Source organism: Streptomyces sp. NPDC048751, assembly GCF_043198595.1.
Taxonomy (GTDB): Bacteria; Actinomycetota; Actinomycetes; order Streptomycetales; family Streptomycetaceae; genus Streptomyces.
Genome location: NZ_JBICUX010000004.1, coordinates 319,442 through 345,827, shown reverse-complemented (window position 1 = coordinate 345,827; position 26,386 = coordinate 319,442). Strand labels below are relative to the sequence as shown.

Annotated in this window: 26 protein-coding genes; 10 read left to right on the top strand and 16 right to left on the bottom strand. The window is 72.6% G+C overall.

The window, feature by feature from the left end; translation table 11 throughout:
* Window position 1 precedes the first annotated feature (1 nt).
* The gene (locus ACGFNV_RS16350; protein WP_393622994.1) at window positions 2-1,246 is read left to right on the top strand and encodes an ROK family protein; all 1,245 of its coding nucleotides are present in this window, start codon (window positions 2-4) and stop codon (window positions 1,244-1,246) included.
* A 10-nt stretch (window positions 1,247-1,256) separates the two neighbouring features.
* Here the strand turns inward: ACGFNV_RS16350 and ACGFNV_RS16345 are convergent, their stop codons facing one another.
* A complete protein-coding gene (locus tag ACGFNV_RS16345) occupies window positions 1,257-2,024 on the bottom strand; it encodes an SDR family NAD(P)-dependent oxidoreductase (protein WP_393622992.1) in 768 nt (255 codons plus the stop codon).
* A gap of 20 nt (window positions 2,025-2,044) precedes the next feature.
* A complete protein-coding gene (locus ACGFNV_RS16340; protein ID WP_393622990.1) occupies window positions 2,045-2,629 on the bottom strand; it encodes a TetR/AcrR family transcriptional regulator in 585 nt (194 codons plus the stop codon).
* Window positions 2,630-2,810: 181 nt separating this feature from the next.
* Between ACGFNV_RS16340 and ACGFNV_RS16335 the strand changes: the two genes are divergently transcribed.
* Window positions 2,811-3,233: a PPOX class F420-dependent oxidoreductase gene (locus ACGFNV_RS16335; RefSeq protein WP_393622988.1), complete on the top strand. Its 423-nt coding sequence runs from the start codon at window positions 2,811-2,813 to the stop codon at window positions 3,231-3,233.
* Between the two features lie 47 nt (window positions 3,234-3,280).
* Here ACGFNV_RS16335 and ACGFNV_RS16330 read toward each other — a convergent pair whose 3' ends face one another.
* The 4 genes from ACGFNV_RS16330 to ACGFNV_RS16315 form a co-directional block, all read right to left on the bottom strand.
* Window positions 3,281-3,466 (bottom strand): DUF1272 domain-containing protein, encoded by a 186-nt coding sequence (locus ACGFNV_RS16330; RefSeq protein ID WP_393622986.1) that lies wholly within the window; start codon window positions 3,464-3,466, stop codon window positions 3,281-3,283.
* Window positions 3,467-3,592: 126 nt separating this feature from the next.
* Window positions 3,593-4,501, bottom strand: a complete 909-nt coding sequence (locus ACGFNV_RS16325) for a phosphotriesterase (protein WP_393622984.1) — start codon at window positions 4,499-4,501, stop codon at window positions 3,593-3,595.
* A complete protein-coding gene (locus ACGFNV_RS16320; protein ID WP_393622982.1) occupies window positions 4,498-5,082 on the bottom strand; it encodes a DUF4865 family protein in 585 nt (194 codons plus the stop codon). Before ACGFNV_RS16320 ends, ACGFNV_RS16325 begins: the two co-directional genes overlap by 4 nt.
* A gap of 30 nt (window positions 5,083-5,112) precedes the next feature.
* Window positions 5,113-5,691: a TetR/AcrR family transcriptional regulator gene (locus ACGFNV_RS16315; RefSeq protein WP_393622980.1), complete on the bottom strand. Its 579-nt coding sequence runs from the start codon at window positions 5,689-5,691 to the stop codon at window positions 5,113-5,115.
* Between the two features lie 137 nt (window positions 5,692-5,828).
* Between ACGFNV_RS16315 and ACGFNV_RS16310 the strand changes: the two genes are divergently transcribed.
* From ACGFNV_RS16310 to ACGFNV_RS16300, 3 genes are read left to right on the top strand one after another with little or no spacing between them, the layout of a single operon-like run.
* Window positions 5,829-6,119, top strand: coding sequence for an SHOCT domain-containing protein (locus ACGFNV_RS16310; protein WP_393622978.1), 291 nt, complete (start codon window positions 5,829-5,831; stop codon window positions 6,117-6,119).
* Entirely contained in the window at window positions 6,116-6,862 is a 747-nt protein-coding gene (locus ACGFNV_RS16305) for an ABC transporter ATP-binding protein (protein ID WP_393622976.1), read from the top strand. The genes ACGFNV_RS16310 and ACGFNV_RS16305 overlap by 4 nt, the downstream gene beginning before the upstream one ends.
* A complete protein-coding gene (locus tag ACGFNV_RS16300) occupies window positions 6,859-9,420 on the top strand; it encodes an ABC transporter permease (protein ID WP_393622975.1) in 2,562 nt (853 codons plus the stop codon). Before ACGFNV_RS16305 ends, ACGFNV_RS16300 begins: the two co-directional genes overlap by 4 nt.
* A 46-nt stretch (window positions 9,421-9,466) precedes the next feature.
* Here ACGFNV_RS16300 and ACGFNV_RS16295 read toward each other — a convergent pair whose 3' ends face one another.
* On the bottom strand, window positions 9,467-10,006 hold the full coding sequence (locus ACGFNV_RS16295) for an ATP-binding protein (protein ID WP_393622973.1): 540 nt from the start codon (window positions 10,004-10,006) through the stop codon (window positions 9,467-9,469).
* 213 nt (window positions 10,007-10,219) lie between these two features.
* Complete coding sequence (locus ACGFNV_RS16290) at window positions 10,220-10,543, bottom strand: hypothetical protein (RefSeq protein ID WP_133929813.1); 324 nt, start codon at window positions 10,541-10,543, stop codon at window positions 10,220-10,222.
* A gap of 305 nt (window positions 10,544-10,848) precedes the next feature.
* Here ACGFNV_RS16290 and ACGFNV_RS16285 point away from each other — a divergent pair, with 305 nt between their 5' ends.
* Window positions 10,849-11,973 carry a PLP-dependent cysteine synthase family protein gene (locus ACGFNV_RS16285; protein ID WP_393622972.1) on the top strand — a complete coding sequence of 375 codons (1,125 nt, stop codon included), beginning with the start codon at window positions 10,849-10,851 and terminating at the stop codon, window positions 11,971-11,973.
* Window positions 11,974-11,986: 13 nt separating this feature from the next.
* Here the strand turns inward: ACGFNV_RS16285 and ACGFNV_RS16280 are convergent, their stop codons facing one another.
* Together ACGFNV_RS16280 and ACGFNV_RS16275 are read right to left on the bottom strand one after the other, a co-directional pair.
* Window positions 11,987-12,457, bottom strand: a complete 471-nt coding sequence (locus ACGFNV_RS16280; protein WP_393622970.1) for an SRPBCC family protein — start codon at window positions 12,455-12,457, stop codon at window positions 11,987-11,989.
* A gap of 50 nt (window positions 12,458-12,507) precedes the next feature.
* Complete coding sequence (locus tag ACGFNV_RS16275; RefSeq protein WP_393622968.1) at window positions 12,508-13,338, bottom strand: DeoR/GlpR family DNA-binding transcription regulator; 831 nt, start codon at window positions 13,336-13,338, stop codon at window positions 12,508-12,510.
* A gap of 274 nt (window positions 13,339-13,612) precedes the next feature.
* Here ACGFNV_RS16275 and ACGFNV_RS16270 point away from each other — a divergent pair, with 274 nt between their 5' ends.
* Window positions 13,613-16,018, top strand: a complete 2,406-nt coding sequence (locus tag ACGFNV_RS16270; RefSeq protein WP_393622966.1) for a hypothetical protein — start codon at window positions 13,613-13,615, stop codon at window positions 16,016-16,018.
* A gap of 57 nt (window positions 16,019-16,075) precedes the next feature.
* On the opposite strand, the gene ACGFNV_RS16265 is transcribed toward ACGFNV_RS16270, so the two are convergent.
* The 4 genes from ACGFNV_RS16265 to ACGFNV_RS16250 form a co-directional block, all read right to left on the bottom strand.
* On the bottom strand, window positions 16,076-18,511 hold the full coding sequence (locus ACGFNV_RS16265; protein ID WP_393622965.1) for a right-handed parallel beta-helix repeat-containing protein: 2,436 nt from the start codon (window positions 18,509-18,511) through the stop codon (window positions 16,076-16,078).
* Window positions 18,512-18,670: 159 nt separating this feature from the next.
* Complete coding sequence (locus ACGFNV_RS16260) at window positions 18,671-19,276, bottom strand: hypothetical protein (RefSeq protein ID WP_393622964.1); 606 nt, start codon at window positions 19,274-19,276, stop codon at window positions 18,671-18,673.
* A 229-nt stretch (window positions 19,277-19,505) separates the two neighbouring features.
* Complete coding sequence (locus ACGFNV_RS16255; protein WP_393622963.1) at window positions 19,506-20,330, bottom strand: MOSC domain-containing protein; 825 nt, start codon at window positions 20,328-20,330, stop codon at window positions 19,506-19,508.
* Between the two features lie 42 nt (window positions 20,331-20,372).
* Window positions 20,373-20,804 (bottom strand): DUF6643 family protein, encoded by a 432-nt coding sequence (locus tag ACGFNV_RS16250; RefSeq protein ID WP_393622961.1) that lies wholly within the window; start codon window positions 20,802-20,804, stop codon window positions 20,373-20,375.
* A gap of 301 nt (window positions 20,805-21,105) precedes the next feature.
* Here ACGFNV_RS16250 and ACGFNV_RS16245 point away from each other — a divergent pair, with 301 nt between their 5' ends.
* Window positions 21,106-22,425, top strand: a complete 1,320-nt coding sequence (locus ACGFNV_RS16245) for a TerD family protein (protein ID WP_393623327.1) — start codon at window positions 21,106-21,108, stop codon at window positions 22,423-22,425.
* Window positions 22,426-22,445: 20 nt separating this feature from the next.
* On the opposite strand, the gene ACGFNV_RS16240 is transcribed toward ACGFNV_RS16245, so the two are convergent.
* Window positions 22,446-23,654, bottom strand: a complete 1,209-nt coding sequence (locus ACGFNV_RS16240; protein ID WP_393622960.1) for a glycosyltransferase — start codon at window positions 23,652-23,654, stop codon at window positions 22,446-22,448.
* Window positions 23,655-23,693: 39 nt separating this feature from the next.
* Here ACGFNV_RS16240 and ACGFNV_RS16235 point away from each other — a divergent pair, with 39 nt between their 5' ends.
* Together ACGFNV_RS16235 and ACGFNV_RS16230 are read left to right on the top strand one after the other, a co-directional pair.
* Window positions 23,694-24,479, top strand: coding sequence for a glutamate racemase (locus ACGFNV_RS16235; protein WP_393622958.1), 786 nt, complete (start codon window positions 23,694-23,696; stop codon window positions 24,477-24,479).
* A 105-nt stretch (window positions 24,480-24,584) separates the two neighbouring features.
* On the top strand, window positions 24,585-25,121 hold the full coding sequence (locus tag ACGFNV_RS16230) for a hypothetical protein (protein WP_393622957.1): 537 nt from the start codon (window positions 24,585-24,587) through the stop codon (window positions 25,119-25,121).
* 25 nt (window positions 25,122-25,146) lie between these two features.
* Here ACGFNV_RS16230 and ACGFNV_RS16225 read toward each other — a convergent pair whose 3' ends face one another.
* Window positions 25,147-26,208, bottom strand: a complete 1,062-nt coding sequence (locus tag ACGFNV_RS16225) for an O-antigen ligase family protein (RefSeq protein ID WP_393622955.1) — start codon at window positions 26,206-26,208, stop codon at window positions 25,147-25,149.
* Between the last annotated feature and the right edge of the window lie 178 nt (window positions 26,209-26,386).

The window sequence follows — 26,386 nt, the reverse complement described above, 5'->3', positions numbered from 1 at the left end:
CATGAGTGGCAAGGCGGACCCCCGCACGGCGGGGGAAGGGACCACCTCGAGGACGCGGTTGGACCGGGGGCGCGGAGTGCTCGGGCCCGCGCTGGAGCTCATGCACACCGGCCGGGCGCCCACCCGGGCCGTGCTGACCGCCGAACTCGGTGTCACCCGGGCCACCGCTGGCGCGGTCGCCGCGGAACTGGAGGCGCTCGGGCTGATCCGGGTCGACGCGCGGCCCGGCGCCGCCGCCGGTTCACAGGGCCGGCCCTCGCACCGGCTCTCCCTCGCCGAGGACGGTCCCGTCGCCCTGGCCGCACAGGTGCACGCCGATGGTTTCCGGGCCGCATTGGTCGGGCTCGGCGGCCGGATCGTCGCGACCGCGCCGGGCTGCGAGACCGTCGACGCGGACCCGGCGAAGGTGCTCGGCTCCGTCGTCGACGCGGGAGCCGAGCTGCTGCGGGAGACCGGCCGCCGTTGCGTGGGCGCGGGCCTCGCCGTGCCGTCGGCGGTCGCCGAACCGGAGGGCCTGGCGCTCAACCCGCTGCACCTGGCCTGGCCGGCCGGGGCGCCCGTGCGGAAGATCTTCGCCGAGCGGGTCCGCGCGGCGGGGATCACCGGCCCCGCGTTCGCCGCCAACGACGTCAACCTCGCCGCGCTCGCCGAGCACCGGCACGGCGCGGGGCGCGGCGCCCGCGATCTGCTGTGCGTGGCCACGGGCCACCGCGGGGTCGGCGGCGCGCTGGTGCTCGACGGGCGTCTGCACATGGGCAGTTCGGGTCTCGCCCTCGAAGTCGGCCACCTCGCCGTCAACCCCGCGGGCCGCCCCTGCCACTGCGGCAGCCGCGGCTGCCTCGACGTCGAGGCCGACCCGCTGGCCCTCCTCACCGCGGCGGGCCGGGAACCGGGGCCCGAGGTGTCCCTGCTGCAACAGGCCAACGACCTGCTCCGCCACGAGTACGACGACCCGGCCGTCCGCACCGCCGCCGAGGCCCTCATCGACCGTCTCGGCCTCGGCCTCGCCGGGCTGGTGAACATCCTCAACCCCGACCGGATCATCCTCGGCGGCCTGCACCGCACCCTCCTCGACACCGACCCCGACCGCCTGCGCGCGGTCGTCGCCGACCGGAGCCTGTGGGGGCAGAGCGGCGGTGTGCCCATCCTGGCCTGCACCCTCGACCACAACAGCCTGGTCGGCGCGGCCGAGTTGGCCTGGCAGCCGGTGCTGGACGACCCGCTCGGCGCACTGGCCGTGGACTGAGAACCGCTGCCTACAGCGCGGCCCCGCCGTCGATCACGAGGTCGGCGCCCACCACGGAGGCGGCCGCGTCCGACGCCAGATACAGCACGGCCTGCGCCACCTCCTCGGTCGACGACACCCGCCCCAGCGGCGACTGTTCCTTCATCCGTGCGGCGCGGTCCGCCGCCGACTCGCCCGGACGCAGCGACATCGCGGTGTCCGACGGCCCGGGACTGACGGCGTTGATCCGGACCCCGTCCCCGATGTGTTCGAGCGCCGCCCCACGGGTGAGCGAGCTGACGGCCGCCTTGGTCGCCGCGTAGGCGGTGGTGCCGGGCGCCTGCCGGTGCGGGCCCAGGTTGGACGACACGTTGACGATCGCCCCGCCGCCCTGCTGCGCGCGCATCTGCCGTACCTCGGCCCGCAGGGCGAGGAAGACACCGGTGACGTTGGTGTCGACCAGGGCCCGCCACTCCTCGTCGGAGAGCTCGGCGAAGGGCCGCCCACCTCGGAAGACGCCCGCGTTGTTCACGGCCACGTCCAGCGATCCGAACTCGTCGACCACCGCCCGCACGAGCCCCTCCACGTCGGCGGGGCTCGCCACGTCGGCCACGCGGGCCACGGCCGTGCCGCCCGCCTTCTCGACGAGGGCGACGGTCTCGTCGAGCGGCTCCCGGCTCCGTCCGGCGACGACGACCCGGGCCCCCTCCGCTGCCAACGCGAGGGCGACGGCCCGTCCGATGCCCGAGCCGCCACCGGTGACGAGGGCGGAGCGGCCGGAGAAGCGGTGCTCTGACATGTGATCCCTTTCAAGAACGATCAGTTCAGTATCTGGAGGGCCTGCTCCGCCGCGTCCCGTACCCGCGCCGGGTCCGGCGAGGCCTTGCCGACCACGCGCAGCCCCTGCATCAGCACCAGCAGCATGCGTGCGAGGGCCCGCGGATCCCGGTCGGCGGGCAACTCGTCCTGTGCCCGCGCCCGGACGAGCGCGGAGTGCAGCAGCGTTTCCAGGTGCTCCCAGCCCAGCTCCACGCGGCGAGCCGCCGCCGGATCGTGCGGGGCCAGTTCGGCCGCCGTGTTGGTGACGAAACAGCCCCTGGTGCGGCAGGTGTCGTCCGCAGCCTCCGCGGCGAACCGGCGCACCAGCGCGCGCACGGCCGGCAGTGCGGGCCCCGGCTGGGACAGCTCGCGTACGAGCTCGGGGTTCTGCTTCTCCCCGTACCGGTCCAGCGCCTTGAGGTACAGGTCGTGCTTGTTGCCGTAGGTGGCGTAGATGCTGGCGCGCCCGATGCCCAGGTGCGCGACGAGATCCGCCATCGACGTCGCCTCGTAGCCACGCCGCCAGAACAGCTCAAGCGCCGACTGCAGCACCGCGTCCGGGTCGAACTCCTTGCTCCTGGCCATGCGGGGACGTTAAAACAATCAAGAACGATCAGTCAAGTATGGGGAGTTGTCGTCACCCGCCATGGCTCGACGGACTGGTTCGCGCCGCTTCGGGCAGGCGAGCGCCAGACGAATGTCACGCGCGACGCGTCACACCCCACGGACGCTGCCCGTCGCACCGCACGGTCCAGAAGGAGCACGCATGTCCAAGCCCCCGCTGCCCGCAGAGGCCGACGCCCTGCTGCGCCGCCCCAACCCCTGCGTCATGGCCACCCTGCGCTCGGACGGCACGCCCGTCTCGACCCCCACCTGGTACGTGTGGGCGGACGGGCGGGTGCTGATCAGCCTCGACGAGGGCCGGGTACGCCTCAGGCATCTGCGTCGGGACCCGCGCGTGACCCTCACCGTGTTGGACGGAGACGACTGGTACACGCACGTCACGCTCATCGGGCGCGTCGTCGACCTGTACGAGGACGAGGACCTGGTCGACATCGACCGCCTCGCCACGCACTACACCCGCAAGCCCTACCCGGAGCGGACCCGTGCCCGCGTCAGCGCCTGGATCGAGGTGGAGCGCTGGCACGGCTGGGGCGAACTGAAGGACAGCGACCAGGCGTCGACGTGACTCCCAGCGGTCTCCAGGCGTCCGTGTGACCCCCGCCGGCGATGCCGTCAGGCCTCCACCGGGCGCCGCGGCCTGGCCACCAGCTCGCCGCCGCAGTTGGGGCAGACGCCCCGCATGGCCTCGCCGCACGGCACGCAGAAGGTGCACTCGTAGGAGCAGATGAGGGCCGCCGCGTCGGGCGGCAGGGCCGCCGTCGTGCAGCGCTCACACGTGTCGCGCATCTCCAGTGCCATCGCCTCTCAGCCCCTCACCCTCGGTTCCTTCGCGGCCCGTCCCGCTCATCCTCCCCGCGCGCGTGGCCTGCGACAGCGCCCCGGCGGGACAGAGACCGACATGATCGGGCCACGCCCGGCCCGTACTCAGCGCCACTCCACGGCGAACGCCCGGCCGGGATTCTCCGTCAGGATGCGCGCCACCAGTTCCTCGCCCACGGCCGCCGCGAGCCGGGGCGCCACCCGGCGCAGCAGGTACGGCATGCCAGGACCGCCGTTGACCGAGCGCCCGGCGTCGGTCGTGGTGTCGCCGCCGAGCAGCAGCCGGTCGCCGAAGCCGGCGTCGGCCAGGGCTCGTACCGCGTCCGGCATCCGCCAGTCCGTGGCGTGGTGGGCGCGCGACGGCCCGTCGAAGGCGAGGTAACAGCCCGCGTCCGCGGCCTGCCGGTGCACGGTCAGGTCGGGGGAGCGGTTCAGATGACCGAGGATGACCCGGTGCGGCGGCACGCCCAACTCCCCGCAGAGCAGGTCGAGCACGTCGAGCGCGCCGGTACCGTGCTCCAGATGGACCGCGATGGTCGCGCCCGTCGTACGGTGGGCCTCGGCGGCCGCGGTCATCGTCCAACGGGTGTGCGCGTCGAGCGCGTGGAAGCCGCCCGCCACCTTGATCAGCCCCGCCCGGACGCCCGATGTGCCGATGCCCTCCGTCAGTTCGGAGACGAACACCTCGGCGAGCCGCCCACGCAACTCCTCGATCACCGCGTCGTCGTAGTGGACGCGCTGGTGCAGTCCGGTCGCGGCCACGACGTGCACCCCGCAGTCCCGGGACAGCGCCGGCAGATCGGCGGCGCGCCGCCCCATCCCGTACGGGGTCCACTGCACCACCGTGCCTCCGCCCTGTGCGCGGAACGCGGCCAGTTCCGCGCGTGCCGCGGACACCTTCCGCAGTTCCTGCCCGGGCAGTAGGGGGCTACTGAGGAACAGGTGGTCGTGAGCGTCGCACACCCCCAACCGGTCGCCGGGCACGTCCCCGAGCACCGTACGGACCGCGCTCACCACTGGCGCCCCTGAGGCAGCCGGTCGAGACCGGGAGTCGAAAGGTGCAGGACCTGGAAGACGTCACCGTCGGCTTTCGGGCTGTCGTGCTCCCAGAGCGAGAAGTGGACGACCTCCCACCCCCGGCTGTCCACGGCGGCCGCCGCGAGCACGGCGCCGTCCTCCCGCGCCAGCCGCCCGACCTCGTCCACCGCCTCCGTCATGACCTCCGACAGCGTCACCCCGTCCGGCACCCGCGCCCGCCGCCGAACCGCGACCCGCGCGGGCGAGCGGACGGCGCCGCCCTCCTCGTACGCCAGGCCCGTCCACTGCTGCACAGGAGGGCGCCCGAAGTCGTCGCTGAGCCCCTGGAAGGCGCCTCCCCACAGGAAGGTGTTCATGCCCTCGACGGTGTTCCACAGGTAGAACGGCGCGTACTGATTGACCGGTGAGCCGTGCAAGCCGCGCTCACGCAGCAGATACGCCTTGAGGCCGAGCCCTTCCCAGTCGTCGAGCAGGTGCCCGATGCGGGACACGCGCGCGCGGATGATCCCCGTGTCGTAATCGGCGGGCAGTGTGAGTTCGTACTGCATGGCGTGCATCGGGTGCCTCCTCGGGCGGAGTGTGCGTCGTCACGGGGTGGTCGGGGAGAGCAGGGAGAGCAGTCCGCGGACGCCGGTCTCGAAGAGGACCGGTGAACCGGCCGCGCGCGCCAGGACGTATCCGCCCTGAATGGTCGCGAGGATCGTCGCGGCCACCTCCTCGCCGTCGAGTTCCGGCGCGAACTCGCCCTGTTCCTTGCCCTCTTCGACGAGTCCGGCGAGCCGTTCGCGGATCCAGTCGAGCGTCTCGTCGACGGGAGCTCGCAACTCGTCGCTCGCGACGATGTCCGGATCCATCGTCAGCCGCCCCACGGGGCAGCCGCGCAGCACGTCACGCTCGCGCAGGAGATACGCCCGGATGCGCTCCGACGGCGTCCCCGGCCCGTCGAGCAGCCGCTCGACGACGGCCCGCATCTCCTGGGCCGTGCGCGTGATCGCGGCCAGGGCGAGATCGGGCTTGCCCTTGAAGTGGTGGTACATGCTGCCCTGTCCGGCGCCCGCGCGCTCCAGGATCGCCTTGGGGCTGGTGCCCACATAACCGCGCTCCCAGAGCAGCTCGCGGGTGGACTCGATCAGTCGGTCCGAGGTGCTCATGGAAGCACTGTACATACTAGTAGTTACAGAAGTCGAGCTACTCCCTGGGAGGTACCCAGGCTGTCGCTGGCTGTACGACGACCCGGCCCCCTCTCCTGAGCCAGTCTCGAAGCACATCGAAGTCCGAGAACCCCGCAGGGAGATGAACCGACATGCAGACCCTCGCGCACTGGGACGGCGGCGGCCCCGGCCCCTGGATGCTCTTCCTCCCGCTGATCTGGGCCGCCGTCGTGATCGGCGTCGTCACCGTCCTGCGCCGCACCGTGTGGCGCGGCCGCCGCGGTCCGTGGCGCGCCATGGACGACCCCCGCCCGTCCGGCGACTCGCCGCTCGCCGTGCTCGGCCGGCGTTTCGCCTCCGGCGAGATCGACGAGGACGAGTACTGGCGCCGGCTGTCCGTGCTGGACGAGCAGTTCGGGCGGACCAAGGGCGGTGCGCTGTGACCACCACCGCCCTGCGGACCGCCGCCCGGGTCGTCGACGCCGAGAAGGTGTACGGCGTCGGCGACACCGCCGTCCGGGCCCTGGACGGGGTGGACGTGGCCTTCCCAGCTGGACGCTTCACCGCGATCATGGGGCCCTCGGGCTCCGGGAAATCCACCTTGATGCACTGCGCGGCCGGACTGGACACGCTGACCTCGGGCGCCGCGTACATCGGCGACACCGACTTGAGCAGCCTCGACGACCGCCGTCTCACCCTCCTGCGCCGCGACCGCGTCGGCTTCGTCTTCCAGGCGTTCAACCTGGTGCCCACACTGACCGTCGCTGAGAACATCCGGCTGCCGCTGGACCTGGCCGGACGCAAGGGTGACCCGGAGTGGACCGACGCGCTGATCGACGTCGTCGGCCTGCGCGACCGGCTCCACCACCGCCCCTCCGAGCTCTCCGGCGGCCAGCAGCAGCGCGTAGCCGTGGCCCGGGCGTTCGCCGGCCGCCCGGACGTGGTCTTCGCCGACGAGCCGACCGGCAACCTCGACTCCCGCTCCGGCGAGGAGGTGCTGGGTCTCCTCGGCCGCGCCGTGCGCGACATGGACCGCACGGTCGTCATGGTCACCCACGACCCGGTGGCCGCCGCCCACGCCGACGAGGTCGTCTTCCTGGCCGACGGGCGCCTGGTCGACCGTATGGAATCGCCGACGGCCGAGACGGTGCTGGACCGTATGAAAGCCTTCGAGGTGCCGTCGTGAACGCCTCCGTCCGCCTGAGCCTGGCCTCCCTGCGCGCCCACAGGCGTCGCTTCGCCGGTACGTTCCTCGCGGTCTTCCTCGGGGTCGCGTTCCTGGCCGGGACGCTCGTCATGGGCGACACGCTGCGCGCCGGCTTCGACACCATGTTCGGCAACGCGGCCAGTGGCACCGACGCCGTCGTCCGCGGCGCCGACACCATCACCACGCCGGGCGAGAGCCAGGGCGTGCGCCGACCGGTCGCAACCGACCTGGTGAACACCGTCGAGAAGGTCCCCGGCGTCGCTGCCGCCGCTCCCGACATCCAGGGCGCGGGCCAACTCGTCGGCGCGAACGGCGAGCCCATCGGCGGCCAGGGCCCTCCCACCCTCGCCGGCAACTGGATCACGGACCCCGAGCTCAACCCGTACCGCCTCGCCGAGGGCCACGCCCCCGAGCGGTCGGGCGAGGTGGTCGTCAACCGCGGCACCGCTGAGAAGGGCGGCCTGCACCTCGGCGACACCACCACGCTGCGCACCCCCGACCCCGTCCGGGTGACGATCGTCGGCCTCGCGACCTTCGGCGGCGAGGACGGCATGGCCCAGGTGACGTACACCGGCATGACTCGCGCCGACGCCGAGCGCTACCTCACCGCCCGGCCCGGCGAGGCGGCGAGCATCCAGGTGCGGGCCGGACCCGGTGTGAGCCAGCGAGAACTCGTCGACCGGCTGACGCCCGTACTGCCCGAGGGAGTTGAGGCGATCACCGGTCAGGAGTCGGCCGAGGAGAACACCGACATGATCTCCAGCCAATTCCTGACCCTGTTCACCACGTTCCTGCTCGTGTTCTCCGGCATCGCCCTGCTGGTCGCGACCTTCTCCATCCACAACACCTTCGCGATCGTCGTCGCCCAGCGCACCCGCGAGAACGCCCTGCTGCGCGCGCTCGGTGCCTCCCGCCGCCAGGTCACCGAGGCCACCCTCGTCGAGGCGAGCGTCGTCGCCGTCACCGCGTCCGCCGCCGGGCTCGCGGGCGGCATCGGCGTCGCCGCCGGGCTCCAGGCGCTGTTCCCGGCCATCGGCTTCCCCTTCCCCGAGGGGGCACTGGTCGTCGGAGCACTGTCGATGACCCTGCCGCTCGCGGTCGGCGTCGTGGTCTGCCTGGGCTCCGCGCTGCTGCCCGCCGTACGCGCCGGACGTACCGCTCCGCTGGCCGCGCTGCGCCAGACGGCCGTCGACACCTCGGGCGCCTCCAGGTTCCGCGCGGTCACCGGTACGGGCCTGGCCGCCCTCGCGGTGGCCGTGACCCTCACCGGCGTCCTGGTCATCCCGTCCCTGTGGCTGGCGGGTACCGGCGCCGTCCTCGCCCTGATCGCGTTCGTCGTCCTCGGCCCGGTCGCCTCCACCACCGCCGTACGGATCCTCGGCGGTCCCCTCGACCGACTGCGCGGCGTCACCGGCGCCCTCGCCCGGCGCAACGCGCTGCGCAGCCCCAAGCGGACGGCCGCCACCGCGAGCGCCCTGATGATCGGTGTGGCCGTGGTGTCCCTGTTCACCGTGTTCGGCGCCTCGCTCAAGGCCACCATGGACCAGACGGTGTCACGGTCCTTCGCGGGGGACGTCGCCGTCAGCACCCCGTCCTTCGGGGCGGGCGGCAGCGGCCTCAGCCCGAAACTCGCCGGTGCCGTCCAGCGCCTCCCCGAGGTCGACACCGCCGTCGGACTCGGGCGCGGTGTCGCCGAGGTCGACGGCGAGGGACGGGCGCTGACCGTCACCGACCCGGCCGCACTGGAGCGCACCTTCGACCTCGGCACGGTCGACGGCTCCCTGCGCGACCTCGGCACCGACGGCATCGCGATCACCGAGAAGGAGGCCGCCGAGCAGGACCTCAAGCCCGGCGACACCGCCCGGCTCACGTTCACCGACGGCACGAGGGCGCCCTTCACCGTCCGCGCGGTCTACGGCCGGTCCGAACTCGCCGGCGACTACGTCATCACGCGCGCCGCCTGGGCCCCGCACCGCACCCAGGACTCCGACACCCTGCTCGCCGTGTCCTTCAAGGACGGCGTGAGTACGGACGCGGGCAAGGCCGCCGTGGAGAAGGTCGCCCGGCAGTACGGCAACCCGGAGGTGCAGACCCGCGACGAGTACGCGCAGTCCTCGGCGGGCGGGATCGACATGATGCTGACACTGGTCTACGCGCTGCTCGCGCTCGCGGTCCTCATCGCGCTGCTCGGCATCGCCAACACGCTGACGCTGGCCGTCCACGAACGCACCCGCGAACTCGGCCTGCTGCGGGCCGTCGGCCAGACCCGGTCCCAGCTGCGGGCCATGGTCCGCTGGGAGTCGGTCCTGGTCGCCGCCTTCGGCACGGCGGGCGGACTCGTCCTCGGCGCGTTCCTCGGCTGGGTACTGGTCACCGCCTCCGACGGGGTGAGCGACAGCGCCTTCGCCTTCGCGCTACCTCCCGCGCGACTCGCGGTGGTGGCCCTGGTGGGCCTCGCGGCCGGCGCCCTGGCGGGCCTGCGACCGGCCCGGCGCGCGGCACGTCTGAACGTACTGCGGGCCATCGCCACCGAGTGAGCGGCCCCCACGGAACGAGGGGACCGAAAGGTTGGTCACCGCCCGGTCAGCCTGCGACGGCGGACCGGGCGGGGGCATGTGCGGGCCTGCGGCCGTCCGCCGCGAGCTCGACCTCGACCTCCGCGAACCTGCGCGCGGACTTCTCCACGACCGGCCGCCGCAGCACGAGCGCGGGCTGGGCCGGCGCGGGCGCGGCCGTAGGAAGGGTGAACCAGACGACCTTGCCGGACTCACCGTCCGGCCGCGCGCCCCAGCTCTCGCTGACCGCCGCCACCATGGCCAGGCCGCGCCCGCAGGTCGCGAGCGAGTCGGCGTCCTCCACCACGGGAAGACGGGGATCGTGATCACGCACCGAGACCATGAGCCGGTCGAGCAGCAGCTCCATCTCGACGGTGCAGGTCTTGTCGGGCTGGGCGTGCCGGTGGACGTTGCTCAGCAGCTCCGTCACGCCGAGCGCGGCTCGGTCTATGAGGGCGTCCAAGTGCCAGTAGCGCAACTGCGCCGATACGATTCTGCGGACCTGACCGATCCGCGACGGCAGGGCTTGGAGCTCCACCGTGCAGTGCCTGCTTGGGTTGGTGATCACGGCTGCGACTCCCCGACGTGAGGTCCGGAAGAACACGGAGTTCGGATCGAATCCAGCAGGGCGTCTGCGCGAGGCGGCCGCCTGCTGTCGTGGCCGGCGGCTGGTTCGCAGCGTTATCGCCGGTAAACCCAGAGTGACGTGTGACCAGCGTGACGCAAGGGGTGCGGTACCGCAACTCGCGGTCGGGTCCTGCGCGCCCCGGCGCCCCCGCAGTCAGCCGCCGCGGCCTGCCGCCCTGCGCACGGCCTCGATGAAGCGGCGGGCCGCGGGCGGCCCGGGCTCGCCCGGAGCGGGGTCGTGGTCACCCAGGGTCAGGAGGTAGCGCTTGCCGTTGAGGTCCGCCAGGGCCCGGTCGTCCGCGGCGAACCAGGGCTTCGAGGCACGCACCGCCTGCACCGGCGCGCTGTCGATCTCGCTGCCGTAGCTCGTGAGCAGCTCCAGCCGTCCGTCGCTGATGCGGACCTGCCCGGCCCGGGTGAGCGAGCGCAGTCTCTTCCCGATCCGCACGCCCGTGGCCCTGAACTCCGGCTCCGCCATGCCGTTCCGCCCCCTTGCACAGTCTCTTGCGGTCTCTCCACGTACGGTGTCCGTCCGCCGTGCAGTCTGCCCGCGTACGAAGTCGAGCACCAGTACGCACGACACGCACAAGGGGGCGCCCGAAGCACTCGGCGAGTGCGCCCCCACGCCAGCGTGCCACCGGGGGGCGCACACCTGTACCCAGGGCTGCCTTTGGGACCCCCAAAGCTACGTTTATGCAGGTGAGAAGCGTGCGGATGGTGATTATGATCGGTGGCACAAGGCCGCGCGACCCACCGTCGGCGCGCAGCGTAAGGAGCCCCGCCGTGAGTACCCCCCAGCAGACCCGGACCGGCGCGACCCTCGACGTCGACCACAGCGACTCCGCCTACCGCGCGTGGCTGAAAGAGGCCGTCCGCAAGGTCCAGGCCGACGCCAACCGCTCGGCCGACACCCACCTGCTGCGGTTCCCGCTGCCGGAGCGGTGGGGCATCGACCTGTATCTGAAGGACGAGTCCACCCACCCCACCGGCAGCCTCAAGCACCGCCTCGCCCGCTCCCTCTTCCTGTACGGCCTGTGCAACGGCTGGATCCGGCCGGGCCGCCCGGTGATCGAGGCGTCCAGCGGTTCCACCGCGGTCTCCGAGGCGTACTTCGCCAAGCTGATCGGCGTGCCCTTCATCGCCGTGATGCCGCGCACCACGAGCGCGGAGAAGGTCCGCCTCATCGAGTTCCACGGCGCCCGCTGTCACTTCGTGGACGACCCCCGCTCGATGTACGAGGAGTCCGCCCGCCTCGCGGCCGACACCGGCGGCCACTACATGGACCAGTTCACCTACGCCGAACGTGCCACCGACTGGCGCGGCAACAACAACATCGCCGAGTCGATCTTCCGCCAGCTGCACCTGGAGCGGTTCCCGGAGCCCGCGTGGATCGTCGCCACCGCAGGAACCGGCGGCACCTCCGCGACCCTCGCGCGCTACGTCCACTACATGCAGTACGACACCCGCATCTGTGTCGCCGACCCGGAGAACTCCTGTTTCTTCGAGGGCTGGACCACCGGCGACCCGCACGTCACCTGCGACTGCGGCTCACGCATCGAGGGCATCGGCCGGCCGCGCATGGAACCCAGCTTCGTACCCGGTGCCGTCGACCGGATGATGAAGGTGCCCGACGCCGCCAGCGTCGCCGCGGTACGGGCCCTGGAGCGGGCCATCGGCCGCAAGGCCGGCGGCTCCACCGGCACCGGGCTGTGGAGCGCCCTGAAGATCGTCGCCGAAATGGTGGCCGATGGCCGCCAGGGGAGCGTGGTCACCCTCCTGTGCGACCCGGGCGACCGCTACCTCGACAAGTACTACTCCGACGCCTGGCTCGCCGAACAGGGGCTCGACATCACGCCGTACAGCGAGGCGATCGAGTCCCTGCTGCTGACGGGAGTGTGGCCGGAGTGACATCCGGTGACGGCTAGCAGGTCAGTCTCCGCTCCAGTGCCGTCATCGCGTCGCGGAACGTGCGGCCGATTCCGGCGCGGGCCAGCCGCAGGGTGAGGCGCAACGGTGCCGGGGCGTCGGCCGCGAACGTCCACCGTACGCGCGTACCGGTCGCGGTCGGCGTGAGCCGCCACTCCTCGACCAGGGCGCGGAGCCCCGGCGCGGTCGTGGCGTCCACGCGATAGACGTACACCTCGGGCTCCTTGGCCAGGAGGATCGTCTCCTCCAGGCGGACACCGCCCCGGAGCCGGATCTCCCGTCCCGCGCCGCCGTCGGTCGGCCACGCCCGCTTCACCGCCGAGAACCACTCGGCCCAGCCCGGCACGTCCTCGGCGAGCGCGGGGAAGACCGCCTCGGGCGCCGCAGTGATCTCCCCGGTGAACACCAGGCGCAGGGGAGCGGTGTCGACGAAATCGAGCCCGACCTGGCGCAGACGACGAGCCATGGGCGACGTCCCCCTTCGTGGAGTGGGGCGTCACCCTAGCTGGCACACCGTCAGATGTCTGCACCCTCTTCCGCCTCGCCGGCCACCATCAGCCGCCGCAGATGATCCGAGACCTCGGAACGCGCCTCGGCGGGCAGCCCCGAGTCGGTCACCAGCGTGTCGACCTGGTCCAGCGCCGCGAACGAACTCAGGCCCACCACACCCCACTTGGTGTGGTCGGCGACCACGACCACCCGCCGCGCCGAGTGCACCAGGCGCCGGTTGGTCTCGGCCTCTGCCAGGTTCGGCGTGGACAGACCGGCCTCCACCGATATGCCGTGCACACCGAGGAACAGCAGGTCGAAGTGGAGCGCCGCGATCGCCTGGTCGGCGACCGGCCCCACCAGCGAGTCGGACGGGGTGCGCACCCCGCCCGTCAGTACCACCGTCGCCGCGCCCTGCCGCGGCCCCGACGTGCGCTGCGCCGCGTGGAAGACGTCGGCGACCCGCACCGAGTTGGTGACGACCGTGAGATCCGGAACCTCCACCAGCTGATGGGCCAGCGCGAACGTCGTCGTACCGCCCGACAGCGCGATCGCGCTGCCCGGCGACACCAGGTCCGCCGCGGCCCGCGCGATGTCCTCCTTGGCCGTCAGCTCCAGGCCCGACTTGGCCTCGAACCCCGGCTCGTGCGTGCTCGCCTCCACGATCGGCACCGCACCGCCGTGCACCTTCTCCAGGACACCCTGGCGGGCCAGCGCGTCGAGGTCACGGCGGACCGTCATGTCCGACACGCCCAGTTTGCGCGTCAGCTCGTTGACGCGGACACCACCCCGGCGCCGGACCTCGTCCAGGATCAGGGCGCGGCGCTGCTCCGCGAGGAGGTTCTGATTCTCGCTCACGTACGCTCCGGTCCTTTCGCCTCAAGCCGTCCGACACGCCTGCCCACCTGCTCCGACGAGGACGTTCTCCCCATCCCCGGTGTGCGGGCGTCCCATCCTCGCACGGGATGGCGCGCACGGTACCACCACCCCGTAGTGCATCTGTCACGGAGCGCGCCACGCGCACTCCGGACACCCAGATCGGGGAGATTCGGTGACAGGGGGTGTGCATCGCCCCCGGAACGGACATCCTGGTGCCCGCACAGGCACATGACGACGGCGTGTCACGGGGGAAGTGCGAACAGTGGAACATGCCTCAGGAACCTCATCGACCTCAGCGAGCAGAGCCGCCCTGGAACTCCTGGTCCATGGAGTCGGCGGCGCCACACCCGACAAGATGCTCAACGATCCGCGCACCGTGCGGATCACCGGCGACGACACGGCGGCCGTCTTCCGGCGCGCCGACGACGTCGACGCGGACAACGGACCCGACGAACAGCGCACCGCACCGGTGCCCGAGGCCTACGTCTGGTGCAACCTCACCTCCGGCAACGGCACCCGCGCCCTGTGGCTGTTGCTGCTGCCGTTCATGGTGGTCAACCTCGCCCACTGGATGCGCCCCGCGGCCCACGACCGGGTGCGGACGGTGCGGTTGTACGGCCTGCTGGTACGGCTCGCCGGGCTGACCCTGAGCGTGCTGCTCGTCGCGGCGGCCTGCGAGGTCGCCCTCGACCTGACGGCCTGGCAGTGCGCGGGCACACCCGCGTGCGCCGCACGCCACTCCTGGCTCGGCTTCCTCTCGCCCGACGCCTCGAACGGCGGCTGGTGGAGCAGGCCCGGCCGCCGCCTCGCCCTCGCGGCCCTGCTGCCCACCGCCCTCACCGGCCTGCTGTGGTACCTCTCGCACCGCACGTGGCGCGCGTACGAGTCACAGGAACCCATGGACCCCGCCGCCGAACCCGAGAAGGAGACCGGCCGCACCGCACTGAACCGTCCCGGTTTCTGGTACGGGCGCCGACTGGTCGCCCGTCTGCGCGCGGCCCACACCGCCGCCGGTCTGCTGACCGTGACCGCCGCGGTCGGCACCGCGGCCGCACGCTTCGACCGCGAGCCCGGCGGTCCGGCGGTCCTCGCCGTGCTCGGCCGACTGCTCGAGGCGGCCCTCGTCGCCGGCGTGATCGTCGTGCTGTGGGTGGTCTGCCGCCGTGGCCGCAGTGAGAAGCACCTCGACCGGGAACCCGACACGCGCCTCACCCGCTTCCTGCCGCTCGGCGCCCTCGGCCTGCTCGTCCTCACCCTGGTGTACGCCGGCTGGGAGCGACCGGGCTGGACCTCGACCGGACGGCTGCAGGGCGACATGACCTTCGGCACCATCGCGCTGGGACAGGGCGCGTTGGTGATCGTCCTCGCCGTGGTCGCGCACGTCCTCCACCGCGCCCTCCCCGACCGGCGTGCCGCGATGCGCGGCCTGGCCGGACCCGCCGTCGCCATGCTCGCCTGCGCCCTCGGCGGAGTGATGTCCGGCGGTGTCTCCCAGCGCGTCTCCGACTGGCTGGACGGCACCCACGCCACCCTCGACGGCCCCCCGGTCCTGCTCACCTGGCAGGCCTCGGTGATCCCCGTACTGCTCCTCGTCCTGCTCGTCCTCTGCGCCCGCCTCGGCCACAGCGCCTGGCGCCTGGCCCGGGCCGAGTACGAGACGGTGCGACGCGAGTATGAGGAGCAGAGCGAGAACACGGGCGGCGAGAAGACGGCGGGCGCCGCCGACGAGAAAGCGGCGGACACCGCAGGCGAGAAGACCGAGGACGGGGCCCGCACCCGTCGCATCGCACGCGCCCGTGCCATGGCAACCCTCACCGACCAGGCGCCCCTTCTCGTGGCCGTCACCTCCACCGCGACCCTGCTCCTGGGGGCAGGCGCACTCGTCGGCGCCCTCGGGACGAAGGAGACACCCGGCGGGGCCACCACGCACGCGTACGCCTTCGTCCAAGGCACCGCCGAGACCGCGCAGGCACTGGGCTCCTGGCTGATAGGGCTCGGCTTCATCCTCTTCGTCACCTGGGGCAGGCGTGCCTACAAGGACCCCTCGGCGCGGCGCACCATCGGCATCCTCTGGGACGTCGGCACCTTCTGGCCCCGCGCCGCCCACCCCTTCGCCCCGCCCTGCTACGCCGAGCGCGCGGTTCCCGACCTGACCTGGCGGATGGCCACCTGGACGCAGACCACCCGCGGACGCCTGGTGATCTCCGGCCACTCCCAGGGCAGCGTCCTCGCGGCCGCCGCGGCCTGGCAGCTGCAACCGTCGGTCCGCAAACGCGTCGCGCTCCTCACCTACGGCTCCCCGATCGAGCGCCTCTACGGCCGCTGGTTCCCGGCCCACTTCGGCCCGGAGGCGCTCGCCGCCCTGCACCGCGACGTCGACTGCTGGCGCAACCTGTACCGCCTCACCGACCCCATCGGCGGGCCCGTACGCCTGCCCGGCGACTGCGGCCCCGCAGTGGACCGAGGCCCCCTCAGGGACCCGATCGCAAACGGTCGCACCCCGGAACACCCTCTGCCCGCGCCGCTCCTCGGCCACTCCGACTACCAGGCCGACCCCGCCTTCGCCGAGGAACGCGAGCTGCTGCTGGGCCGACTGCGTCCGGAGGTGCCGGTCCAGCGGCTGGAGACCTGCCACCAGGACTTCGAACAGACGGTGTGAGCCGCGGACGTCACCCCATGCGCTCCGAGAACCCGCCGGCCTCGGAGCGCCCGGCGCTCAGGGCAGCTCCGGCAGGTCCTCCGCATACAGCAGTGTCAGGTCGTCCGTGCTGGGCTCTTCGAGCTGGGCGACGCGGCTCGCGTGGCGTTCCACCATCGCCTCGAAGGTCTGGCGCGCGGTCCGGCCGTTGCCGAAGGCGGGGCCCTTCGGCAACGCCGTGAAGTACTTGAGCAGGGCCTCCGAGGCACCCGGCGCCAGCCGGTACTCGTGCTCCTCGGCCTGCTGCTCCACGATCCGCAGCAGCTCCTCGGGGCCGTAGTCGCTGAAGGTGATGGTCCGGGAGAAGCGGGACGCCACACCGGGGTTGACGGAGAGGAAGCGCTCCATCTCGGCCGTGTAGCCCGCGACGATCACCACCACCGCGTCCCGGTGGTCCTCCATCAGCTTCACCAGCGTGTCGATGGCCTCCTTGCCGAAGTCGCGGCCCGAGTCCTCCGGGGACAGCGCGTACGCCTCGTCGATGAACAGCACGCCCCCGCGCGCCTTGTCGAAGGCCTCCTGGGTGCGGATCGCGGTGGAGCCGATGTGCTCGCCGACCAGGTCGACGCGGGACACCTCGACGAGATGACCCTGCTCCAGTACACCGAGCGAGGCCAGGATCTCGCCGTACAGTCGCGCGACGGTTGTCTTTCCGGTGCCGGGGGAGCCCGTGAACACCAGGTGGCGCTTGACGGAGGCCGCCTTGAGGCCCGCCTGCTGGCGGCGCCGGCCCACCTCGATCATGTCCGTGAGGGCCCGCACCTCGCGCTTGACGCTGTCCAGGCCGACCAGCGCGTCGAGTTCACCGAGCACGGCCTTCGAGGTCCGCGCCGGCCGCTCGGGCTCCGCGGCCGGCTGCGGCCGCGGAGCGTCGACACGCTGCTCGGGGATGGCACCGAGCAGCCCGGCGGACTGACCCACCGTCTCTACGGCCGTCTCCCGAGCCGTCGGCTGCCTCGCGCCGGCGCTCTCGTCGCTCGTGCAGTCCTCGACCACGGGCCCCGCGTCCGGTCCCGCGTCCGAACCGCCGTCCGCGAACTCGTACCCCCCGCGCGCGCACCGCTCCGTACGGCACTTGCGCAGCGTCGTACGGCAGCCGTCGATCACATGGAAGCCGTAGCCGCCGCTGCCCGTGACCCGGCAGTTCAGGAAGTTGCCCCGGCCCCCGGCCGACACGTAGAAACCGGCCTCGGCGGGGGAGTCGACGGTGCAGCGCTCGACGGTGGGGTCGGCGCCCTTGGTGACGATCACGCCGGTCTGGGTGCCGTCCAGCGTGCAGTTGTTGAGGGTGCCGCCGCTGCCGTGGTCACGGAACCAGGCGCCCGTCGCGGCGTCCCGGATCCGGCAGTCGTCGAGCTGCGCGGTCGCGCCGTCGCTCACCGACACCGCCGTGTTGCGCACCTGGGAGAGGTCGCTGTCGACGACGTCCGCGCGTGAGCCGCGGTCGAGGACGAACAACGCGTCCGGCACGTCGTGCACCCGGCAGGAGTCCAGGACCGCCGTGGCACCGTCGCTGACCCACACGGCCGGGTAGTCGCCGGTGCTGTCGAAGATCTCGCACTGGTTGGCGTCCACGCGCGTGCCCGGGTCCCACACGGACAGGCCGTTGCGCCCGAACTGGCGCACCGTCGTGCGCGTCAGCGTCAGCACGGAGCGCGAGCGCAGGTCGACCGCGTTCTCCGGGATGTCGTGGATGTGACAGTCGGCCAGCGTGAGCACGGCGTCCGTGTCGAGGGTGACGCCGTCGGCGGTCGTCCGGTGCACATCGCAGTCGGTGAGGTGCGCGGTGGCCCGGCCGGTGATCTGGACGCCGCTGCCCCGCACCTCGTACACCTCGCATCCGACGGCCTCCAGCGCGGAGTTGTCGCCGGTCGCGGTCAGTCCTGAGCCGGAGGCGTGGTGCACCCGGCAGCGCTCCAGCCGGGGACGGGCTCCGCCGCGCACCGCGACGCCCGCCTGGGCCGCCGCGACGACCTCGCACTCCTCGAACACGCCGCCCCCGCCGTCGACCACGGCGATGCCGATGCCCGCCGGGTTGTCGACGGTGCAGCGCCGTACGGTCGGGCGAGCGCTCCCGCGCACCTCGATCCCGGCCGACGAGCGGGTGACGATCCGCAGGTCCGTCAGCTCCGGGGTGCCCTCCTCGACGAGCAGGGCGGGCGCCGCGGCGTCCTGACCCTCCACATGCAGGTCCTGCACCACCGCCGAGGCACGCACCGTCAACGGCACCCCGTCCACGGGCGCGATCCGCACCGAACCCGGAGAACCCTCGGGGCCGCGCAGCGTCACCGACCGCTGGACGACGAGGTTCTCCCGGTAGGTACCGGGAGCGATGGTGAGCACATCGCCCTCGGCCGCGGCCTCCAGGGCGGCGGCGAGCGATGCGTACTCACCCGTGCGGCGCCGCCACCTCGATGTGCCGGTGTGCGTCACCTGGACCGTGCCCTGTGCCATGGTGTTGCTGTGCCCCCACCTCGTCGTACGGCCGGCTCGTTCGCCTCAGGGGGCTACAGCGCCCCTGCGGCTCCCTCACGCGCGAGTTGATGCCGAAGAGTTCGGCCGGACCACCGTAGCGTGCGCGCGGGTGGTGGGTTGACCGGAGCCGGAAGGCCGTCAGCAGCCGGTGCCGGTCCTGCCCCAGTCCGGGCCCGCCCGGTCCCATGCCTGGTCCCAACGGGCGTACCGGCGACGGACCATGCGCCAGACGATCAGCCGTCTGCCGGCCTCGACGAGGCCGGCGGTCAGCAGGGCCGCGCCCACACCGGCGAGGACGGCGTGCGTGGTCGCCGTCGCGGAGTCCAGCGGACGGGCCACCACGGTGCCGTGCTCGTCCGTCCACATCTCGAAGTGGTCGCCGGGGTGCGGGGCCTTGAGGTCCGCCATGGCCGTGGCCTGGTGCCGGGTGCCGTCCGGGCCCATCCAGTCGGCGAGGACCTGGGAGCGCGCCTCCCGTCCGGTGGAGGTCTCGGGGTCGGCCTCCAGCGGGGAGCGGTCCAGCTTCCGCAGCACGGTGGCCGTGACCAGATGGCGCGACTGGCGTTGGTCCTTGACCGACTGCTGCAGGGCGTCCTCGGCGACGGCACCGACGACGAGACCGATCACGGGCGTGACGAGGAGGACCAGCAGCAGGGCCGCCAGGGCCAGCCATGCCTCGACCAGATCGGTCGTGCGGCGCAGCGGATTGTGCCGCCAACGCCAGAGCCCGCTGATTGCTCGCACCGTCCCGCACCCCCTTTCCCGCTCCGTGATAACCCCACGCGGAGTCGTTCACGCGCCCTCCCGGTCAAAGAGAGAGGGAAATCACCTGAGACCGGGCGTCTCATGAACTTCTCACGAAGATTCCAACGGCCGGGCCCGGGCCAGTGGTTCCCGTCCACCGCAGGTTCCCGTCCACCGCAGGTTCATGTCCACCGCAGGATCCTGTTGCTCCCCGTCCGCGAGCGGCCCCCTACGCGAGGACCGTCACAGGATCGCCGACCCGGATCGTGCCACGGTCGAGGGGCACCAGGTTCTGACCGAACACCAGCTTGCCGTCGATGAGGCGGTGCCGGCCCAGGGTGCGCAGGGGCTCCTTGCCGCGTTCCGCGGTGCCCTGGTCGGTCGTCGTCACCACGCACCGGCCGCACATCTTGGCGACCCGGAAGGCGACCTCGCCGATGGAGACGCGCGACCAGCCGTCCTCGGCCCAGGCCTCCGTGCCCGACACGACCACGTTCGGCCGGAAGCGGTTCATCGGCAGCGGGCCCTCGCCCGCGTGGTCACCCTGCGCGATCAGGGAGTTGAGGGCATCGAGCGAGGCGGTCGTGGTGAGCAGCAGCGGGTAGCCGTCCGCGAACGAGACGGTCTCGCCCGGCAGCGCGTAGTCGGGGTCGACCGCGCGGCACGTGGCGGGATCGTCCATGTGCACCAGGCGCACGTCCGCCCCCAGATAGGCGCTGCACCAGGCGTGCGCGGCGTCGTCGGCGAGGACGCCCTCCACCTTGTCCCGGAAGATCTCCACCGTCGTCGTGCCGGTGGGCCGCGGCACGTCCACGGTCAGCGGCTCCAGACCGGGTGCGGACAGACGAAGACCGCCGCCGGGCAGAAGCTCGGCGGCGGCCGGCGCGAGGCGCGGTTGCTGGCGTTGCGTGACGACCTTTCCCCCGTCGTCGATCAGCGCCCAGCGTCGGTCTCCGGCCAGCCCCCAGGGCTCCACGACGGCCTCCCGGGGCGCCAGGCCCCGGAACGCCTTGACCGGATGGACATGAATCGACAGCAGCTGCGGGTTCCCCATGGAGTCATCCTGCCAGGTGGCACGGACAATCCGGAGAACAGCTCAGTAGCCCCTGTACGACTGCTGGTTGTACGGATCCTGCTGCGGGGTCGGTCCCGGGCGGGGAGCCGCGGGGCGCATGGCCTCGTAGCCCGTGCCCGGCATGCCCTGCCGAGGCTGCTGTACCTGCGGACCGGGGTAACCGCGCGGCGCGCCGGCCTGCTGCGGGATGTACGCCGCGGGCGCCTGCTGCAGCGGAGCCGGCTGGGGCGCCTGCGGGTAACCGTAGGAGGCCTGGGACGGGCCCGAGGGGAGGGCGGGCAGTGCCGACGGGAGCGCGGGCAGGCTGCTGCCGCTCGTGTCGTACGCGGCGGGGACCCGGATCGGGGCGATCTGCGGGGTGCCCCGCTCGGCCACGAGCGAGTCGTAGATCGGGGTGTCCGGGAAGGAGGCGGAGTAGTAGCCGCCGCCATAGGTGGAGCGGGGGGAGGTCATGGCACATAAGTTAAGCCCACGATGTGCTGGTTGGGGAGACCGATAAGAGGGTTCTTTTCCGTGTCGGCGGTGACGTGCGCCCCCCAATGTGAGCGAACGTGGCAAAAAGGGACGACGCAGAATGTTGTGATCCGGTAAAGGCCGAGTTCCAGGGGGGTTACTCGCGGGTCGGCCGCCCTGTTGCCGCGCTCCCCATGGGAGTTCGACGGCGCGGGCCATAGGTTGGCCGGGTACGGAACGCGAGGGACGGCCGGAACTCCGCCGGCACGGACGGTGACAGGTGATGGGGGCAGACATGTCGATGCCGAAGGGGTCGAACGTTCCGGTGCCGACCACGGCGCTACGGGTGGAGTTGGGTTGGCGTTCGGGACCAGGTGTCCCGGACGCGGACGCCTCGGCCCTGCTGCTGGTGGCCGGAAAGGTCCGTTCCGACGGGGACTTCGTCTTCTACAACCAACCCACCCACTCCTCCGGCGCCGTGCGCCACGAGGGCAAGCGCGACATCGGCGGCCGGGTGACCGACACGCTCCTCGTCGACCTCGCGCGCGTGGAGCCCGCGATCGAGGCCGTGGTCCTGGCCGCCTCCGCCGACGGGGGCACGTTCGGACAGGTGCAGGACCTCTACATCGAGGTCAGGGACGCCGCCCGGGGAACCGTCGCCGCTCGCTTCGACAGCACCGGCGCGACCGTCGAAACCGCTTTCGTGCTCGGTGAGTTCTACCGCCGTCAGGGCGCCTGGAAGTTCCGCGCCGTCGGCCAGGGCTACAGCAGCGGACTCGAGGGGCTGGCCACGGACTTCGGCATCACGGTCGACGAGCCCCAGCACACGGCACCGGCGGCGGCCCCCGCCCCGCCCCTCGCGCCCCCGGTCGCCGTGGCGCCACCCGTCGCACCTCCCGTGACCATGCCGGCCCTGCCCGTCACCGTGCCCCCGCCGGTCCACAACGCCCCGCCTCCACCTTCGGCACCGCCCACGGCACCCGTCAGCCTGAGCAAGGTCACGCTCACCAAGGCCGCCCCCTCGGTCTCGCTGACCAAGCAGGGCGGCACGTCCGGCTCCCTGCGCGTGAACCTCAACTGGGAAGTGCGCAAGCAGTTCTCGGGGTGGGGCAGCAAGCGCGGCAGGGCGGTCGCGCTCCACGCCGACCTCGACCTCGACCTGTGTGCCCTCTTCGAACTCGCCGACGGCCGCAAGGGCGTCGTACAGGCCCTCGGCAACGCCTTCGGGGCCCTGCACCAGCCGCCGTACATCCACCTCGACGGCGACGACCGCACGGGTGCCGTGTCCAGCGGCGAGAACCTCACCGTCAACCTCGACCACATCCGTGACTTCCGGCGCATCCTCGTGTTCGTGACGATCTACGAAGGCGCCCGTTCCTTCGCCGACCTGCACGCCACGGTCACGCTCCAGCCGCAGTACGGCGCCCCCATCGACTTCTCCCTGGACGAGTGCACGGTCCCCTCGACGGTGTGCGCGCTCGCGCTCCTCACCAACACCGGCGGCGACCTCGTGGTCCAGCGCGAGGCCCGTTACCTGGTGCCCGAGCGTGGGGTGAGCCCGCAGCGGACGGTCGATCACGCGTACGGGTGGGGGATGAACTGGACTCCCGGCAGGAAGTGACGCGGGCCCGGTGACGAGCGTCAGCCCTCGTCGGGCACGGCGTCCGGGCGGGCGTAGGTGCGGCCCTTCCAGGCCGCACCACGCCCCCGGTGGTGCTGCACGGCGGAGTCGACCGTCATCAGGAGGTACAGGAACGCGGTGAACGGAAGCAGCGGGGCGAGCCACAGCGGCTGGCGGTAATAGAGGAGCATCGGTACGTACGTCCCCGCCATCACCAGCCACGCCAGGGCGCCCAGCACCGCCGCGGCCGGGTTCGCCGCGACCAGGCCCACGACCACGGCCACGGGCGGCACCAGGTACACCAACGCGAGCCCGGCCACCGTGCCGGCCAGCAGGAGAAGGCTGTGCCGCAGTTGCGCGTAGGCGCTGCGCGAGACCATCCGCCACAGGTCGTGCAGGCGCGGGTAGGAACGCACACTGTCGACCTGCTCGGCGAGGCCCAGCCAGATGTGTCCCCCGCCGCCCTTCACGGCCCGCGCCAGCGCCACGTCGTCGATGACCGCGTGCCGGATGGCGTCCGGGATCCGCGCCCGCTCGGCGGTGTCGGCGCGCAGCAGGACACAGCCGCCAGCGGCGGCCGCCGTCCGGGTGCCCGGTCTGCCGATCCGACGGAACGGATACAACTGCGCGAAGAAGTAGACGAACGCCGGCACCACAAGCCGCTCCCACAGGCTCTCCACCCGCAGCCGGGCCATCTGCGAGACGACGTCGAAGCCGCCGGAACGCGCCGCGGCCACCAGCGCGCGCAGGCTGTCGGGTGCGTGCGCGATGTCGGCGTCGGTGAGCAGGAGGTACTCGGGGGCACGCGCGCGTGCCAGCGCGATGCCATGGCGCACCGCCCACAGCTTCCCGGTCCAGCCCGCGGGTGGCTCGCCGGGCGAGCCCACGGTGAGCGGCAGCCCGCCGTGCCGCCGGGCCAGCTCGCGCGCGAGCTCCCCGGTGCCGTCCGTACTGCCGTCGTCGACGAGGAAGACCTCCGCCCGGCCCGGGTAGTCCTGGGCGAGCAGTGACGGCAGGCTCGACGACAGGACGACGGCCTCGTCGCGCGCGGGGACGACGACACAGACGGAAGGCCATTCCGGCGGATCACCCGCGAGCGGATTCCCGAGAGGCGGCAGTCGCACATCCGTACGCCAGAAAAAGCCCTGGCAGAGCAGCAACCACAGCCATGCGGCGAGGGACGCGGCGGCGATCCACACGAAGGCGCTCACGCGCGCAGTCTGCCCCACCCGACTGGTCCGTTGGGGGACATCGTCTATCGTGGCCGGGTGAAGATCGCGCTCATGGACTCCGGAATCGGGCTGTTGGCGGCCACCGCCGCGGTACGGCGCCTGCGACCCGACGCGGATCTCGTGCTCTCCCTCGACCCGGACGGCATGCCCTGGGGGCCGCGTACCCCGCAGGACCTCACCGAGCGCGCCGTGGCCGTCGCCGAGGCCGCCGCCGCTCACGGGCCGGACGCGCTCATCGTGGGCTGCAACACCGCGACCGTGCACGCCCTGCCCGCCTTGCGCGCCCACCTGGAGCCCGCCATCCCGGTGATCGGCACCGTCCCGGCGATCAAGCCGGCCGCGGCCGGTGGCGGACCCGTCGCGATCTGGGCCACCCCCGCCACCACCGGCAGCCCCTACCAGAAGGCCCTCATCCGGGACTTCGCCGACGGTGTGACCGTCGCGGAAGTGCCGTGCTGGGGCCTCGCGGAGGCCGTGGAGCACGCGGACGAGGCCGCGATCGACGAGGCCGTCACCGCGGCCGCCGCCCTGACTCCCGAGGATGTAACGACCGTCGTCCTGGGCTGCACCCATTACGAGCTGGTCGCCGAGCGCATCCGCGCGGCCGTGCAGCGGCCCGGGCTGCCTCCGCTGGTCCTGCACGGTTCCGCCGGGGCGGTCGCCGCGCAGGCGCTGCGCCGGATCGGTTCCGGACCGGCACCGCAGGCGACTCCCCTCGGCACGGTGACGGTGCTGCTGAGCGGTCGCGAGGGCGCGCTGCCCGAGCCCGCCCTGGCCTACGAGGAAGGCCGGATCCTGCGGGCGGTCACTCCGGCTCCCTGACGCACGGACACCAGGGGACACGCCTGACCCGAGGTGTCCACGGATGGCGCAGTCACGCTGTGCGACGTGGTACCCGCGCAGCGAAATCTGAGTAACCTCATTGCCATGGACCTCCACATCCAGGGGGAGGACACACCCCACCCCGATGTCTGGACCGGGCGCGCCACGAACCGGGTCCAATGGTTGCTGGCGCTGTTCGGCGCGGCCTGCATGGCACTCGGCATCGAGCTGGCGGTGGACTCCGCCTGGAGCTCCGGCATCGCGCTCGTCGTGTCCGTCGTCGGCTGCATCGCGGCCGGACTGCTGGTCCTCTTCGGCACGCTCGCCTTCGTCCACGTCGACCTCAAGCTCGACAGGGAGTGCGTGGAGGTGCGCTGCGGTCACATCGGCGTACCCCGCCGCCGCATCCCCCTCGCACACGTCGCCGGCGCCGACTTCGACCCGCACGTCAACCCACGTCACTGGGGCGGCTGGGGCTACCGGTGGCGACCGGAGAAGGGCACGGCCGTCGTCGTACGGCGCGGTGAGGGCGTGGTGCTCCGTCTGTGGAACGGCCACACCTTCACGATCACCGTGGACAACGCCGAGGCAGCGGTAGTGGCCATCAGAGCCCGACTGCGACCCACGACACCGGCGCACTGAGCCCCCGCGCGCGTGCGTACCGAGCTCACGAACTCAGGCGGTCCCCACGCGCGTGTGCCTCTTCCACGACCGTCCCCTCGATGAGCGGACGGGCCGTGGCCAGGCCGGCCAGCAGGCCCGCGCCCACCGACACCGCGGTGAAGCTCAGGGCGTTGCCGATCGTGGCGATGGCGGCGAGCGCCGTGAGCGCCGCGCCCGCGGTCAGCGCGACCGGTGTGGGACGGGGCGTGCGCCACAGCGCGAACAGCACCCAGCTGAACGCCGCCGCGAGCAGGACGACACCGACGATCCCCTGTTCGGCCGCCTGCTGAAGGAGCGCCGAGTGCGGCTTGCCGTCGGACGCCAGCGTCTGGCCCGCCGTCGGGCTGAGCTCCCCGAAACGGCCGGGGCCCACGCCCAGGGCCGCGTCCTGACGTGCCAGGCGCAGGGCGTCGCGCCACAGGTCGATCCGGTGGGGCGTGAGCTCGTCCTCCAGGGTCGCCTCGAGTCCGCCCGGCAGCGCTCTCCCGGCTGCCGCCCACGTCAGCCCCGCCACCAGGGCCGTGGCCAGGGCCAGACCGGCGAGACCGAGACCGCGGTGGCGCATGAGTCCGGCGGCGAGCGAGCACAGCAGCACTGCCGCACAGGTCACGACCGCAGTCGTCGAGCCGAGGGCGGCGGCGGTCACGGTGATCCCCACGGCCAGGGCGCGCAGCGCGAGCCGCACCGCGGGCGTCGGGGCGGCCCAGGCGGCACAGCAGGCGGCACCGGTGGAGAGGGTGAGCAGCGCCGCGGTGGCACCCGCGTGCCCGAGCGGCCCGACAAGCTCGGGGCCGGGCGAGAGCTGCGGGACGGCGACGGTCAGGCCGACCCCGGCCAGCGCCCCGGCGCAGGGCGCTGCGACCGGCGTGAGCGCGCCGAAGATCCGTCCGGTGGCGTAGCCCGCGGCTACGGCGAGAACCGCGAGCAGCATGCCCTCGGGGCGGCCGTCGTGTGCGGTCGCGGTGATCAGGGACCAGGTGGCACAGGCCCCGAGCACCACCACGCCCGCCCCGTCGGAAACGTTTCGTCTCGCGCCGTCCGTATCCGGACCGGCCACAGAGGTCATCCCCGTGGAACCCACTCCGCCCCCTGAACCCGGCCGCCCCACCGACCGTGAACCGAACTGCCGTGACCGATCACGCGCCACGGACCCCCGGCACACCGTAACGGCTGGTGGGCCGTTTGTGGATGTGTTGGACCGAGATGCGCAGGAACGATCCGCCTCATGGGGCCGCCCGGGGGCG